A 14,453-nucleotide genomic window follows, 5' to 3' on the forward strand; every position below is an offset into this window, starting at 1 on the left:
GAGCGGGACATCCAGCCGGAGCCCTCACGGGCTCCAGGAGCGTCGCGCACCGTCGAACGGTGTCGCGGGCAGCCCACCACCACCCGGAGTCCCGGAGCGGTCGGTGGGCCACTCGCGTGCTGCACGTATGTGCCCAGACCAGGGGAGCGGCTGCCCATCGGGTCCCCCGCGGACCCGCAGGGTTTCCCCGGCTGCGGATGCGACCTCCCCTAACCCTGGTGAGCCGACCATCACGGAAAGTGAAAGAGACAGTGGCGAATCAGTCCCGCCCCAAGGTCAAGAAGTCGCGTGCCCTCGGCATCGCGCTGACCCCGAAGGCCGTCAAGTACTTCGAGGCCCGCCCCTACCCGCCGGGTGAGCACGGCCGCGGCCGCAAGCAGAACTCGGACTACAAGGTCCGTCTGCTCGAGAAGCAGCGTCTGCGCGCTCAGTACGACATCTCCGAGCGCCAGCTGGTCCGCGCCTACGAGCGCGCCGCCAAGGTCCAGGGCAAGACCGGTGAGGCCCTGATCGTGGAGCTGGAGAAGCGCCTCGACGCGCTGGTCCTGCGCTCGGGCATCGCCCGCACGATCTACCAGGCCCGCCAGATGGTCACCCACGGCCACATCCAGGTCAACGGCAAGAAGGTCGACAAGCCCTCCTTCCGTGTCCGCCCGGACGACGTCGTGCAGGTCCGCGACCGCAGCAAGGACAAGACGCTCTTCCAGATCGCCCGCGAGGGCGGCTTCGCCCCCGACGGCGAGACCCCCCGCTACCTGCAGGTGAACCTCAAGGCCCTGGCGTTCCGCCTGGACCGCGAGCCGAACCGCAAGGAGATCCCGGTGGTCTGCGACGAGCAGCTCGTCGTCGAGTACTACGCCCGCTGACCCCGGCAGGCACGCGGTACTCCAGCCCGCCGTCCCCCCGCCCTTCCCGGCGGGCGGGGCGGCGGGTTTCCCTTTGGCCCGGGCGGTAATCCGGTACGGAGCCCCATGCCCGGCGCGATAGGCTCGGTGCACGACTTTCTCGATGTTCAGGCACGTTTTCAGGGAGCGGGTGCACACAGTGTCCGGTGGAGAGGTGGCCGGAATCCTGGTGGCCGTGTTCTGGGCGATCCTGGTCTCCTTCCTCGCCGTCGCACTGGCGAGGCTGGCCCAGACGCTCAGGGCGACCACCAAGCTCGTGGCGGACGTGACCGACCAGGCCGTCCCGCTGCTGGCCGACGCCTCCGCGGCGGTGCGCTCCGCGCAGACCCAGATCGACCGGGTGGACGCGATCGCCTCCGACGTCCAGGAGGTCACGTCGAACGCCTCCGCGCTGTCGACCACCGTCGCCTCCACCTTCGGCGGTCCCCTGGTCAAGGTCGCGGCCTTCGGCTACGGCGTGCGCCGTGCCCTCGCCGGCCGCAGGGACGACGTGCCCGCCGGGGAAACGGGGCGAACCGTCATCGTGGGCCGCACCGTCCCCGCCGCGCGGCGGGCGAGGCGCAACCTCCGCGGAAAGAGGGACTGACCCAGACATGTTCCGCCGTACGTTCTGGTTCACCACCGGCGTCGCCGCCGGAGTGTGGGCCACCACCAAGGTCAACCGGAAGCTGAAGCAGCTGACCCCCGAGAGCCTCGCCCACGCCGCGGCGAACAAGGCGATCGAGGCCGGCCACCTGCTGAAGGACCGCGCGGTCGGCTTCGCGCTCGACGTCCGCGACAACATGGCCCGGCGGGAGGCCGAACTGGGAGAGGCGCTCGGGCTCAACGCCCCGGTCGACGACCGGGAGCTCCCGGCGCCCCGGCGGCACGCCGCCATCGAGAACCGCAACGACCCCAAGTACGTCGAGGGTTCGACGTACCAGAAGCACTCGTACAACCGGAATGAGGACCACTGATGGAGTCGGCTGAGATCCGCCGTCGCTGGCTGAGCTTCTTCGAGGAGCGCGGGCACACCGTCGTCCCTTCGGCGTCGCTCATCGCGGACGACCCGACTCTGCTCCTCGTCCCGGCCGGCATGGTGCCCTTCAAGCCCTACTTCCTGGGCGAGGTCAAGCCGCCGTTCCCGCGCGCCACGAGCGTGCAGAAGTGCGTGCGCACGCCCGACATCGAAGAGGTCGGCAAGACCACGCGGCACGGCACCTTCTTCCAGATGTGCGGCAACTTCTCCTTCGGCGACTACTTCAAGGAAGGCGCCATCAAGCTCGCCTGGGAGCTGCTCACCACGCCCCAGGACAAGGGCGGTTACGGCCTGGACCCCGAGCGCCTGTGGATCACCGTCTACCAGGACGACGACGAGGCCGAGCAGATCTGGCACGAGGTCGTCGGCGTGCCCAAGGAGCGCATCCAGCGCCTGGGCATGAAGGACAACTTCTGGTCCATGGGCGTGCCCGGCCCCTGCGGCCCCTGCTCCGAGATCAACTACGACCGCGGCCCCGAGTTCGGCGCCGAGGGCGGCCCCGCCGTCAACGACGAGCGGTACGTGGAGATCTGGAACCTCGTCTTCATGCAGTACGAGCGGGGCGAGGGCACCGGCAAGGACAACTTCGAGATCCTCGGGGACCTGCCGAGCAAGAACATCGACACCGGGCTCGGCCTGGAGCGGCTCGCCATGATTCTGCAGGGCGTGCAGAACATGTACGAGATCGACACCTCCATGGCCGTCATCGACAAGGCCACCGAGCTGACCGGCGTGCGCTACGGCGACGCCCACGACTCGGACGTCTCCCTGCGCGTGGTCACCGACCACATGCGCACCGCCACCATGCTCATCGGCGACGGCGTCACCCCCGGCAACGAGGGCCGCGGCTACGTGCTGCGCCGCATCATGCGCCGCGCCATCCGCAACATGCGCCTGCTCGGCGCCACCGGCCCGGTCGTCAAGGACCTGATCGACGTCGTCATCGGCATGATGGGGCAGCAGTACCCCGAGCTGATCACCGACCGCGAGCGCATCGAGAAGGTCGCCCTCGCCGAGGAGAACGCCTTCCTCAAGACGCTGAAGGCCGGCACCAACATCCTCGACACCGCCGTCAGCGAGACCAAGGCCGCCGGCTCGACCGTGCTGCCCGGCGACAAGGCCTTCCTGCTCCACGACACCTGGGGCTTCCCGATCGACCTCACCCTGGAGATGGCCGCCGAGCAGGGCCTGTCCGTGGACGAGGAGGGCTTCCGCCGCCTGATGAAGGAGCAGCGGGAGCGCGCCAAGGCCGACGCCCAGGCCAAGAAGACCGGCCACGCCGACCTCGGCGCCTACCGCGAGATCGCCGACCGGGCCGGTGCCACCGACTTCATCGGCTACACCGACACCGAGGGCGAGTCCACGGTCGTCGGCATCCTCGTCGACGGCGTCTCCTCCCCGGCCGCCACCGAGGGCGACGAGGTCGAGATCGTCCTCGACCGCACCCCCTTCTACGCCGAGGGCGGCGGCCAGATCGGCGACACCGGCCGCATCAAGGCGGACTCCGGCGCCGTCATCGAGGTCCGCGACTGCCAGAAGCCGGTCCCGGGCGTCTACGTCCACAAGGGCGTCGTCCAGGTCGGCGAGGTCACCGTCGGCGCCAAGGCCCACGCCTCCATCGACGCCCGCCGCCGCAAGGCCATCGCCCGAGCCCACTCGGCCACGCACCTGACCCACCAGGCCCTGCGCGACGCCCTCGGCCCGACGGCCGCCCAGGCCGGCTCCGAGAACCAGCCCGGCCGCTTCCGCTTCGACTTCGGCTCCCCGTCCGCCGTACCGCAGACGGTGATGCTCGACGTCGAGCAGAAGATCAACGAGGTGCTCGCCCGCGACCTCGACGTGCGCGCCGACGTCATGAGCCTGGACGAGGCCAAGAAGCAGGGCGCCATCGCCGAGTTCGGCGAGAAGTACGGCGAGCGGGTGCGCGTGGTGACCATCGGCGACTTCTCCAAGGAGCTGTGCGGCGGCACCCACGTGCACAACACCGCCCAGCTCGGCCTGGTGAAGCTGCTCGGCGAGTCGTCCATCGGCTCCGGTGTCCGCCGGATCGAGGCCCTGGTCGGCGTGGACGCCTACAGCTTCCTCGCCCGCGAGCACACGGTCGTCAACCAGCTCACCGAACTGCTCAAGGGCCGCCCGGAGGAGCTGCCGGAGAAGGTCTCCGCCATGCTCGGCAAGCTGAAGGACGCCGAGAAGGAGATCGAGAAGTTCCGCGCCGAGAAGGTGCTGCAGGCCGCCGCCGGACTCGCCGAGTCCGCCAAGGACGTCCGCGGCGTCGCCGTCGTCACCGGCCGGGTCCCGGACGGCACCACCGCCGACGACCTGCGCAAGCTGGTCCTCGACGTGCGCGGCCGCATCCAGGGCGGCCGGGCCGCCGTGGTCGCCCTGTTCACGGTCAGCAACGGCAAGCCGCTGACGGTCATCGCCACCAACGAGGCCGCCCGCGAGCGCGGCCTCAAGGCCGGTGACCTGGTGCGCACCGCCGCCAAGACCCTCGGCGGCGGCGGTGGCGGCAAGCCCGACGTCGCCCAGGGCGGCGGCCAGAACCCGGCCGCCGTCGGCGAGGCCGTCGACGCCGTCGAGCGGCTGGTCGCCGAGACCGCCGAGTAGGAACGGTCCGGACCATGCGCAAAGGACGTCGGCTCGCGATCGACGTCGGGGACGCCCGCATCGGGGTCGCCTCGTGCGACCCCGACGGGATCCTCGCCACGCCCGTGGAGACGGTCCCCGGACGGGACGTCCCGGCGGCCCACCGCCGCCTCAAGCAGCTCGTCGAGGAGTACGAGCCGATCGAGGTCGTCGCCGGGCTCCCCCGCTCCCTCAAGGGCGGCGAGGGACCGGCCGCCGCCAAGGTCCGCGGCTTCGTCCGGGAACTGGCACGCATGATCGCGCCCGTTCCGGTGAGACTCGTCGACGAACGCATGACGACGGTGACGGCCAGTCAGGGACTGCGCGCCTCGGGCGTGAGGTCCAAGAAGGGCAGGTCCGTCATCGACCAGGCGGCCGCGGTGGTCATCCTGCAGCAGGCGCTCGAATCCGAACGGGTGTCAGGCAGGGCACCCGGTGAGGGCGTCGAAGTGGTCATCTGATCGCGATACGGTAACGTTCCGCGCGATGCGGTGGCAGTCGAACAGCCGCCGCACCACAAGAGGCGGGACGGGAGCCGGGCCGGAAGCCGCGCTACCGCCGCCTCGCGGCTCTAGGGGATCGATGACTGAGTATGGCCGGGGCCAAGGCTCCGAACCGTGGCATCCGGAGGACCCGTTGTACGGGGACGGCGGATGGGGAGGACAGCAGGCCCATGCCGGTCGGCAGTCCCCTTACGACGGCCGGTCGCAGCACCATCCGGAGCAGCAGTACGGCGACTGGGGCACCGGTGAGCAGGCCGGGTACGGTCAGGCACAGCAGCAGTACGACGCGTACGACCGGCAGCGGTACGCGGCCCAGGCGCACCAGCAGGGCCAGGGACACCAGCAGGGCCAGGAGCACCAGCAGGGTCAGGGGCACCAGCAGGGTCAGGGGCACCAGCAGGGTCAGGGGCACCAGCAGCCGTACGACGACAACGGCTGGGGCACGGGTGCGCAGCAGCAGGTCCCGTACTCCGGTGACCCGGCGGATCCCTACGGGGAGCACCACGCCTCCTACGGGGACCAGCCCGACCACTACGGCACCTCCGACGCCTACCCGCCCCCGGAGCCGCCCGGCCGACGGCGCACCGAACCGGAACCGGAGACCGACTGGGACCCGGGCCCCGACCAGGGCGAGCACGCCTTCTTCGCGGACGACGACGAGGAACCGGCGGACCGCCGCGGGCGCGGCGAGCGGCGGGGCCGCGGCGGCAAGGGCAAGAAGGGGCGCAACGGCATCGCCTGCCTGGTGGTCGTCCTGGTCTTCGGCGGCGGTCTGGCCGGCGTCGGCTACTTCGGGTACCAGTTCTACCAGGATCGTTTCGCCGCGCCCGCGGACTTCGCGGGCGACGGCACCGGCCAGCAGGTGACCGTCGAGATCCCCAGGGGCGCGGACGGCTACACGATCGGCCGGGCGCTGAAGGACGCGGGCGTCGTCAAGAGCGTCGGCGCTTTCGTCGCGGCACAGTCGAGCAATCCCGAGGGCAAGAACATCCAGGACGGCGTCTACACGCTGAGGAAGCAGATGTCGGCCGTGAGCGCGGTCGAACTGATGCTCAGCCCGGAGAGCCGCGACAACCTGATCATCGCCGAGGGCCGGCGCAACGCCGACGTCTACCGCCTCATCGACAAGCGGCTGGAGCTCAAGGACGGCACCACCGCCGCGGTCGCCGAGAAGGAGTGGCAGGACCTCGGCCTGCCCGACTGGGCGATGAACCACGAGGACGTCAAGGATCCGCTGGAAGGGTTCCTCTACCCCTCCAGCTACGGCGTCACCAAGGGCCAGAAGCCCAAGGACGTCCTGAAGCAGATGGTGGCGCGGGCCACCGAGACGTACGAGAGACTCGGCGTGGAGAAGAAGGCCGAGGGCCTGGGACTGGAGAACCCCTGGCAACTGGTCACCGTCGCCAGCCTGGTGCAGGCCGAGGGCACGAGCCACGACGACTTCCGCAAGATGGCCGAGGTCGTCTACAACCGCATGAAGCCCGGCAACCCGCAGACCAACGGCATGCTGGAGTTCGACTCCACGTACAACTACATTAAGAACCAGAGCAAGATCGACCTGAGCCTGAGCGAGCTCAGGAACTACGACAATCCCTACAACACGTACTACTACAAGGGCCTGCCGCCGGGACCGATCGACAACCCCGGTGAGGACGCCCTCAAGGGTGCCCTCGACCCGACGGACGAGGGCTGGTACTACTTCATCTCGCTCGACGGGAAGACCAGCAGGTTCACCAAGACGAACGCCGAGCACCAGAAGCTGGTCGACCAGTTCAACGCCTCGAGGGGCAACTGATGTCCGCACTCCGCCGGGCGGCCGTTCTCGGCTCCCCGATCGCCCACTCCCTCTCGCCGGTGCTGCACCGCGCCGCCTACGCCGAGCTGGGCCTTCGGGACTGGACGTACGACCGCTTCGAGGTCGACGAGAACGCGCTGCCCGGCTTCCTCCAGACGCTCGGCCCCGAATGGGCGGGGCTGTCGCTGACCATGCCGCTGAAGCGGGCCGTGATCCCGCTGCTCGACGAGATCACCGAGACCGCGGCCTCGGTCGACGCGGTCAACACCGTCGTCCTCGGCCAGGACGGCCGCAGGACCGGCGACAACACCGACATCCCCGGCATGGTGGCGGCCCTGCGCGAGCACGGCATCGACGAGGTCGGCAGCGCCGCGGTCCTCGGCGCGGGCGCGACCGCCTCCTCCGCGCTGGCCGCGCTGTCCCGCGTCTGCGCGGGCGAGGTCGCGGTCTACGTGCGCAGCGCGGCCCGGGCCGCGCAGATGCGGCGGTGGGCCGAGCGGCTGGACCTCGCGGTACGCATCGCCGACTGGGCGGACGCCGAGCAGGCCCTGCGCGCCCCCCTGGTGATCGCCACCACCCCGGCGGGCGTCACCGACGCCCTCGCCCACGCCGTCCCGGAACGCCCGGCGACCCTCTTCGACGTGCTGTACGACCCCTGGCCGACCGTCCTGGCGGCCCGCTGGTCGGCGTACGGCGGCGCCGTCGTCAGCGGGCTCGACCTGCTCGTGCACCAGGCCGTGCTCCAGGTCGAGCAGATGACGGGCCGTGCCCCGGCCCCGCTGGACGCCATGCGAAAAGCGGGCGAGCAGGCCCTCGCGGACCGATAGGATCCCCTCCGGTTCCGCAGGGGGCGGAACGGGAGGGGAAAGCGGCTCATGTCTACTGGCGCGCCTGTGGCGTCCGGCAAGGGCGAGATACTCGAGGCCCTGCTGTGGTTCCTGCCCGAGTGGGTGCAGATGACGGTGCTCGGCCTGATCGTGCTGGCCGTCGTCGCCTCGTGGGTCGTCAAACTGAAGCGCAGGATCGCCTACCGGCGTGCCGTCCGCACCGGGCAGCCGGTTCACGCGGCGGCCCGGTACGGCCAGGGGCGCGGCGCCGACCACCTCGGCGCCTACGCGCCGCAGGCGCAGCAGGGGAGCGGCGCCGGCCACCTCGGGGCGTACGCCCCGCAGGCACCGCAGCCGAGCGGTGCGGACTTCCTCGGCGCGTACGCGCCGCAGCAACGACAGGGACAGGGCCCGGTCTGACCGCTCCGCCGCCCGGGCCGGCCGTGCCCGTCCGCCTGGTGGACCGGCGGCCGGGTCCGCGGCCCGGACGTGGGAGGATCGGAGACGGCGGGCCGGGACCGCGCACCCGGTCGAGCCGTCGCCGTACGCGAGGACGTGCGTACGCAGGGCAGTACCAGGGCGCGAGCACTGAGGAGCACCGTTGAGCAGGTTGCGCTGGCTGACCGCGGGGGAGTCCCACGGTCCCGCACTCGTCGCGACGCTGGAGGGTCTTCCCGCCGGCGTGCCGATCACCACGGACATGGTGGCGGACCATCTCGCGAGGCGGCGGCTGGGCTATGGGCGCGGTGCCCGGATGAAGTTCGAACGCGACGAGGTCACCTTCCTCGGCGGTGTCCGGCACGGCCGCACGCTCGGCTCCCCGGTCGCGATCATGGTGGGCAACACCGAGTGGCCGAAGTGGGAGCAGGTCATGGCGGCCGACCCGGTGGACCCGGAGATCCTCGCCGGCCTGGCCCGCAACGCCCCGCTGACCCGGCCGCGCCCCGGCCACGCCGACCTCGCGGGCATGCAGAAGTACGGCTTCGACGAGGCCCGGCCGATCCTGGAGCGCGCCTCCGCCCGCGAGACCGCGGCCCGCGTGGCCCTCGGCGCGGTGGCCCGGTCGTACCTGAAGGAGACGGCCGGCATCGAGATCGTCTCCCACGTGGTGGAGCTGGCGGGCGCCAAGGCGCCGTACGGCCTCCACCCGACCCCGGCGGACGTGGAGAAGCTGGACGCGGATCCGGTGCGCTGCCTGGACGCGGACGCGTCGAAGGCGATGGTCGCCGAGATCGACCAGGCCCACAAGGACGGCGACACCCTCGGCGGCGTGGTCGAGGTGCTGGCCTACGGCGTGCCCGTCGGGCTCGGCTCGCACGTGCACTGGGACCGGCGCCTGGACGCCCGGCTGGCGGCGGCGCTGATGGGCATCCAGGCGATCAAGGGCGTCGAGGTCGGCGACGGCTTCGAGCTGGCGCGCGTGCCCGGCTCCAAGGCGCACGACGAGATCGTCACCACGCCCGACGGCATCAGGCGGGCCACCGGCCGCGCCGGCGGCACCGAGGGCGGTCTGTCCACCGGTGAGCCGCTGCGGGTGCGGGCCGCGATGAAGCCCATCGCGACCGTGCCGCGGGCCCTGCGGACCGTCGACGTCACCACCGGCGAGCCCGCCCAGGCGCACCACCAGCGCTCGGACGTGTGCGCGGTCCCGGCGGCGGGCATCGTCGCCGAGGCGATGGTGGCGCTGGTGCTGGCGGACGCCGTGGCGGAGAAGTTCGGCGGCGACTCGGTCGCCGAGACCCGCCGCAACGTCACGTCGTACCTCGACAGCCTGGCAATCAGGTGAGCACGGTGCCTGTGGCCGTGCTGGTCGGCCCGATGGGGGTCGGCAAGTCCACCGTCGGCCGGCTGCTGGCCGAGCGGCTCGGCGTCGGCTACCGGGACACCGACGACGACATCGTCGCCGCGCAGGGCCGGAGCGTCGCCGACATCTTCGTCGAGGAGGGCGAGGCCGCCTTCCGCGCGCTGGAGAAGCGGGCGGTGCGCACCGCGCTCGCCGAGCACGACGGCGTCCTCGCCCTGGGCGGCGGCGCGGTCCTCGACCCGGACACGCGCGCGCTGCTGAGCGGGCAGCGGGTGCTGTACCTGTCGATGGACGTCGAGGAGGCCGTCAGGCGCACCGGTCTGAACGCGGCCCGGCCGCTGCTGGCGGTCAACCCCCGCAAGCAGTGGCGCGAGCTGATGGAGGCCCGCCGGCACCTGTACGAGGAGGTCGCCACCGCCGTCGTCGCCACCGACGGCCGCACCCCCGACGAGGTCGCCCGAGCCGCCCTGGACGCACTGGAGTTGAAGGAAACATGAGCGAGGCAGTCACCCGCATCCAGGTGGGCGGCACCGCGGGCACCGAGCCGTACGAGGTCCTGGTGGGCCGTCAGCTCCTCGGCGAACTGGCCGGGTTGATCGGCCCGAAGGCCAAGCGGGTCGCGGTCGTCCACCCCGAGGCCCTGGCCGAGACCGGCGACGCGCTGCGCGCCGACCTGGCCGAGCAGGGCTACGACGCGATCGCCATCCAGGTGCCCAACGCGGAGGAGGCCAAGACCGCCGAGGTCGCCGCCTACTGCTGGAAGGCGCTCGGCCGGTCCGGCTTCACCCGCACCGACGTCGTCGTCGGCGTCGGCGGCGGTGCCACCACCGACCTGGCCGGGTTCGTGGCCGCGACCTGGCTGCGCGGGGTGCGCTGGATCGCCGTCCCCACCACCGTGCTGGCCATGGTGGACGCGGCCGTCGGCGGCAAGACCGGCATCAACACCGCCGAGGGCAAGAACCTCGTCGGCGCCTTCCACCCGCCCGCCGGCGTCCTGTGCGACCTGGCCGCGCTGGACTCGCTGCCCGTCAACGACTACGTCTCCGGCCTCGCCGAGGTCATCAAGGCCGGCTTCATCGCCGACCCGGTGATCCTCGACCTCATCGAGCAGGACCCGCAGGCGGCGCGGACCCCCGCGGGCCCGCACACCGCCGAGCTCATCGAACGCTCCATCAGGGTCAAGGCCGAGGTGGTCTCCTCCGACCTCAAGGAGTCGGGTCTGCGCGAGATCCTCAACTACGGCCACACCCTCGGCCACGCCATCGAGAAGAACGAGCGCTACAAGTGGCGCCACGGCGCGGCCGTCTCCGTCGGCATGCACTTCGCCGCGGAACTGGGCCGGCTGGCGGGGCGCCTGGACGACGCCACGGCCGACCGCCACCGCACCGTCCTCGAAGCGGTCGGGCTGCCGCTGCACTACCGCTACGACCAGTGGCCCAAGCTGCTGGAGGCCATGAAGGTGGACAAGAAGTCCCGCGGCGACCTGCTGCGCTTCATCGTCCTGGACGGCCTGGCCAGGCCCACCGTCCTGGAGGGCCCCGACCCGGCCGTCCTGCTCGCCGCGTACGGCGAGGTCGGCCGGTAGGACGTCCGGCGCGCCCTGAGCCCGATCCGCCCCGTCTCACGGGCACTTCGCACCGCCCCCGGCCGTTCATCCACCGAAGGCCGGGGGCGGTACCGTCCGGCCGGGGGCGTCCGTACGCCCTTTAGGCTGTGGGGGGAGCGGGGTACCCCCCTGCCGACAGCGCCCATCGCCTGTACGAGACGGAGTGGCACCGGATGCAGCACGCAGTGGGTTCTCCGCTGCCGCCGCCCCACCAGCCGGGGCACGGACCGGCCGCCGGCTACGCGCCGGCCGCACATCACCCGGGCATGCACCAGGGTTCCGCCCCCGTGCCCCCGCCGCCTCCGGGATACCCCGGGCAGACACCGCACCCCACGGTCCCGCAGCACGTCCCGGTCCCGTCGGCGCCGGACACCACCGGGCACGTGGCGCTCCCGCCCGGCGGTCCGGTCGCCCCGCCCGGTGGTCCGGTCGCCTCACCCGGCCCAATCCCCGCCCCACCCGGCGCGGTCCCCGCCCCGTCCGCCGCCCCGGACCCGACGACCACGACCCTCGCCGTGCTGCTCATCGGCCCCGCGGGCGCGGGCAAGACGAGCGTCGCCAAGTACTGGGCGGGCCACCGCCGGGTCCCCACCGCGCACATCAGCCTCGACGACGTACGCGAATGGGTGCGCTCCGGCTTCGCCGACCCGCAGTCCGGATGGAACGACAACTCCGAGGCCCAGTACCGCCTGGCCCGCCGCACCTGCGGCTTCGCCGCGCGCAACTTCCTCGCCAACGGCATCTCGTGCATCCTGGACGACGCCGTCTTCCCCGACCGGCCCGTCGTCGGCCTCGGCGGCTGGAAACGGCACGTCGGCCCGGGCCTGCTGCCCGTCGTCCTCCTCCCCGGCCTCGACATCGTCCTGGAGCGCAACGCCGAGCGCACCGGCAACCGCCGCCTCGCCGACGAGGAGGTGGCCCGCATCCACGGGCGGATGGCCGGCTGGTACGGGTCCGGGCTGCCGATCATCGACAACTCCCAGCTCGACGTGCCGGAGACGGCGCGGTTGCTGGACGACGTACTGGCGCGGGCGATCGCGAGTCCGCCGAAGTGGTAGGCGGCGCGCCGGGCGGGTGAAGCGGCCCGGCGCGCACCGCGTCGGCCGGCTGACCGGCGGACCCGGCTGGCTGACGGACCCGGCCGGCCGGCGCCGGGGCGGGCCGCGCACGACCCGGGGCCTTTGGTGTTCCCGGCGGTCCGGCCGCCGGGGCGGGCGGACCGGCGTGTGCCGGGTTCCGGCGGCCGTCGGCCGTGCCGCCGCGCTGCGCGCGTCGGCACCCCACTCGGCCCCTCCCGACCGGCGATCTTCGCCGACCGCTCGTAGGCTCGGCTCATGTCAGAGGTGTACGCGGTCCGCCGGACGCGGCTACGGGATTGCTGCAACGCGGGCGGCAGCGCGGCGGCGCTGGTCTCCCGCCCCGCCAATGTGCGCTACCTCGCGGGCGCCGCCCCGAAGGACGCCGTCCTGCTGCTGGGCGGGCGCGAGGAGCAGGACGTGCTGGTGTGCGCCGGCCCGCCGGAGGACCGCCCCGCGCAGGCGCGGCCTGACGAGGCGCTGCGCGTGCACGTCGGGCCGGCACCCGGCGGCGACCCGGCCCTGGCGGCCGCCGGTCTCGCCGCCCGCCAGGGCGCCGACTCGCTCGCCGTGGAGGAGCACCACCTCACCGTGGCCCGGCACCGCGCCATCGCCTCGGCCGTCCCCCGGCTGCGCCTGACCGCCCTCGGCTGCGCGGTCGAACAGCTCCGGGTCGTCAAGGACGAGGAGGAGATCTCCTGCCTGCGCATCGGCGCGGAGATCGCCGACCAGGCCCTCGGCGAACTGCTGGAGTCCATCCTCGTCGGCCGCACCGAGCGCCACCTCGCCCTGGAGCTCGAGCGCCGCCTCGTCGACCACGGCGCGGACGGCCCCGCCTTCCTCACGTCCGTCGCCACCGGACCGAACGCCGGCCGCCGAGGGCACCGCCCCACCGACCGGCGCGTTGAGGAGGGCGACTTCCTCTCCCTCTGCCTCGGCGCCGCCTACCGCGGCTACCGCTGCGAGATCGGCCGTACGTTCGTCATCGGCATGGCTCCCGCCGACTGGCAGATCGAGCTCTACGACCTGGTCTTCGCCGCTCAGCGCGCCGGCCGCGAGGCCCTGGTGCCCGGCGCCGCCTGCCGCGACGTGGACCGCGCCGCACGCCACATACTGGACTCCGCCGGGTACACGGAGGGCCTGCCGCCGCTCACCGGGCACGGGGTCGGGCTGGAAATCGACGAGGACCCTCAATTGAGTCCCGCGGCCATGGGTAAACTGGACGCTTGCGTGCCGGTCACCGTCGAACCCGGGGTCCACCTCCCGGGCCGGGGCGGTGTCCGGATCGATGACACGCTCGTCGTACGCCCCGAGGCGGACGGCGGACCCGAGCTACTCACCATCACGACCAAGGAGCTGCTCGCGCTATAGGTGCGTGCCCCGGGGTCGTCCACGTCAGTCCAGGAGATTCCGCAACCGTGGCTTCCACGAACGACCTCAAGAACGGCATGGTGCTCAAGCTCGAAGGCGGCCAGCTCTGGTCCGTCGTCGAGTTCCAGCACGTCAAGCCCGGCAAGGGCCCGGCCTTCGTGCGCACCAAGCTCAAGAACGTGCTCTCCGGCAAGGTCGTCGACAAGACCTTCAACGCCGGCGTCAAGGTCGAAACGGCCACCGTCGACAAGCGGGACATGCAGTTCTCCTACATGGACGGCGACTACTTCGTCTTCATGGACCTGGAGACCTACGACCAGCTGCACATCGACCGCAAGGTCGTCGGCGACGCCGCCAACTTCCTGGTCGAGGGCTTCGAGGCCACCGTCGCCCAGCACGAGGGCGAGGTGCTCTTCGTCGAGCTCCCGGCCGCCGTCGAGCTGACCGTCGCCGAGACCGAGCCGGGCGTCCAGGGCGACCGCTCCACCGGCGGCACCAAGCCCGCCACGCTGGAGACCGGCCACCAGATCCAGGTCCCGCTCTTCATCACCACCGGTGAGAAGATCAAGGTCGACACCCGTACCAGCGACTACCTCGGCCGGGTGAACAGCTAACCGTGGCTGCCCGCAACACGGCCCGCAAGCGTGCCTTCCAGATCCTCTTCGAGGGCGACCAGCGCGGCGCCGACGTCCAGACGGTCCTCGCGGACTGGATCCGGCACTCCCGGACCGACACCCGGCAGCCGCCGGTGAGCGAGTACACGATGCAGCTCGTCGAGGGCTACGCGCAGTACGCGAAGCGCATCGACGAGCTGATCGCCCAGTACTCGGTCGGCTGGACGCTCGACCGGATGCCGGTCGTGGACCGCAACATCCTGCGTCTGGGCGCCTACGAGCTGATCTGGGTCGACGAGACCCCGG

At 72.1% G+C, this 14,453-nt stretch carries 15 protein-coding genes; all 15 read left to right on the top strand.

Going from position 1 to position 14,453, the window contains the following annotated elements; all coding sequences use genetic code 11:
• Positions 1–251: 251 nt before the first annotated feature.
• Positions 252–866, top strand: coding sequence for a 30S ribosomal protein S4 (gene rpsD, locus AB0L29_RS19450; protein WP_365828674.1), 615 nt, complete (start codon positions 252–254; stop codon positions 864–866).
• Between the two features lie 169 nt (positions 867–1,035).
• On the top strand, positions 1,036–1,491 hold the full coding sequence (locus tag AB0L29_RS19455; protein WP_365828676.1) for a DUF948 domain-containing protein: 456 nt from the start codon (positions 1,036–1,038) through the stop codon (positions 1,489–1,491).
• 7 nt (positions 1,492–1,498) lie between these two features.
• Positions 1,499–1,861, top strand: a complete 363-nt coding sequence (locus AB0L29_RS19460; protein ID WP_365828678.1) for a hypothetical protein — start codon at positions 1,499–1,501, stop codon at positions 1,859–1,861.
• On the top strand, positions 1,861–4,533 hold the full coding sequence (gene alaS, locus AB0L29_RS19465) for an alanine--tRNA ligase (RefSeq protein WP_365828680.1): 2,673 nt from the start codon (positions 1,861–1,863) through the stop codon (positions 4,531–4,533). Before AB0L29_RS19460 ends, alaS begins: the two co-directional genes overlap by 1 nt.
• 14 nt (positions 4,534–4,547) lie before the next feature.
• On the top strand, positions 4,548–5,012 hold the full coding sequence (gene ruvX, locus AB0L29_RS19470) for a Holliday junction resolvase RuvX (RefSeq protein ID WP_365828682.1): 465 nt from the start codon (positions 4,548–4,550) through the stop codon (positions 5,010–5,012).
• Between the two features lie 121 nt (positions 5,013–5,133).
• The gene (mltG, locus tag AB0L29_RS19475) at positions 5,134–6,849 is read left to right on the top strand and encodes an endolytic transglycosylase MltG (RefSeq protein WP_365828683.1); all 1,716 of its coding nucleotides are present in this window, start codon (positions 5,134–5,136) and stop codon (positions 6,847–6,849) included.
• Positions 6,849–7,676, top strand: coding sequence for a shikimate dehydrogenase (locus AB0L29_RS19480; RefSeq protein WP_365828685.1), 828 nt, complete (start codon positions 6,849–6,851; stop codon positions 7,674–7,676). The genes mltG and AB0L29_RS19480 overlap by 1 nt, the downstream gene beginning before the upstream one ends.
• Before the next feature lie 48 nt (positions 7,677–7,724).
• A complete protein-coding gene (locus AB0L29_RS19485) occupies positions 7,725–8,096 on the top strand; it encodes a hypothetical protein (protein ID WP_365828687.1) in 372 nt (123 codons plus the stop codon).
• Positions 8,097–8,277: 181 nt separating this feature from the next.
• The gene (gene aroC / locus AB0L29_RS19490; RefSeq protein WP_365828689.1) at positions 8,278–9,462 is read left to right on the top strand and encodes a chorismate synthase; all 1,185 of its coding nucleotides are present in this window, start codon (positions 8,278–8,280) and stop codon (positions 9,460–9,462) included.
• A gap of 32 nt (positions 9,463–9,494) precedes the next feature.
• A complete protein-coding gene (locus AB0L29_RS19495; protein WP_365828717.1) occupies positions 9,495–9,977 on the top strand; it encodes a shikimate kinase in 483 nt (160 codons plus the stop codon).
• On the top strand, positions 9,974–11,065 hold the full coding sequence (aroB, locus tag AB0L29_RS19500) for a 3-dehydroquinate synthase (RefSeq protein WP_365828691.1): 1,092 nt from the start codon (positions 9,974–9,976) through the stop codon (positions 11,063–11,065). The genes AB0L29_RS19495 and aroB overlap by 4 nt, the downstream gene beginning before the upstream one ends.
• Positions 11,066–11,259: 194 nt before the next feature.
• Positions 11,260–12,144, top strand: coding sequence for a Pro-rich N-terminal domain-containing protein (locus tag AB0L29_RS19505; RefSeq protein WP_365828693.1), 885 nt, complete (start codon positions 11,260–11,262; stop codon positions 12,142–12,144).
• A 276-nt stretch (positions 12,145–12,420) separates the two neighbouring features.
• Entirely contained in the window at positions 12,421–13,533 is a 1,113-nt protein-coding gene (locus AB0L29_RS19510) for an aminopeptidase P family protein (RefSeq protein ID WP_365828695.1), read from the top strand.
• Between the two features lie 47 nt (positions 13,534–13,580).
• Complete coding sequence (efp, locus tag AB0L29_RS19515) at positions 13,581–14,147, top strand: elongation factor P (protein WP_365828697.1); 567 nt, start codon at positions 13,581–13,583, stop codon at positions 14,145–14,147.
• 2 nt (positions 14,148–14,149) lie between these two features.
• Positions 14,150–14,453, top strand: a 304-nt coding sequence (locus AB0L29_RS19520; RefSeq protein WP_365828699.1) for a transcription antitermination protein NusB, incomplete at its 3' end; no start/stop codon positions are given.

The organism is Streptomyces sp. NPDC052701, assembly GCF_040678355.1.
Classification (GTDB): Bacteria; Actinomycetota; Actinomycetes; order Streptomycetales; family Streptomycetaceae; genus Streptomyces.

Bases quoted from the DNA above. Each gene is read 5' to 3' on its own strand.
- ruvX (WP_365828682.1), top strand. From the start codon at position 4,548: ATGCGCAAAGGACGTCGGCTCGCGATCGACGTCGGGGACGCCCGCATC.
- AB0L29_RS19495 (WP_365828717.1), top strand. From the start codon at position 9,495: ATGGGGGTCGGCAAGTCCACCGTCGGCCGGCTGCTGGCCGAGCGGCTC.
- AB0L29_RS19505 (WP_365828693.1), top strand. From the start codon at position 11,260: ATGCAGCACGCAGTGGGTTCTCCGCTGCCGCCGCCCCACCAGCCGGGG.
- aroB (WP_365828691.1), top strand. From the start codon at position 9,974: ATGAGCGAGGCAGTCACCCGCATCCAGGTGGGCGGCACCGCGGGCACC.
- mltG (WP_365828683.1), top strand. From the start codon at position 5,134: ATGACTGAGTATGGCCGGGGCCAAGGCTCCGAACCGTGGCATCCGGAG.
- alaS (WP_365828680.1), top strand. From the start codon at position 1,861: ATGGAGTCGGCTGAGATCCGCCGTCGCTGGCTGAGCTTCTTCGAGGAG.
- AB0L29_RS19510 (WP_365828695.1), top strand. From the start codon at position 12,421: ATGTCAGAGGTGTACGCGGTCCGCCGGACGCGGCTACGGGATTGCTGC.
- AB0L29_RS19460 (WP_365828678.1), top strand. From the start codon at position 1,499: ATGTTCCGCCGTACGTTCTGGTTCACCACCGGCGTCGCCGCCGGAGTG.
- AB0L29_RS19480 (WP_365828685.1), top strand. From the start codon at position 6,849: ATGTCCGCACTCCGCCGGGCGGCCGTTCTCGGCTCCCCGATCGCCCAC.
- AB0L29_RS19485 (WP_365828687.1), top strand. From the start codon at position 7,725: ATGTCTACTGGCGCGCCTGTGGCGTCCGGCAAGGGCGAGATACTCGAG.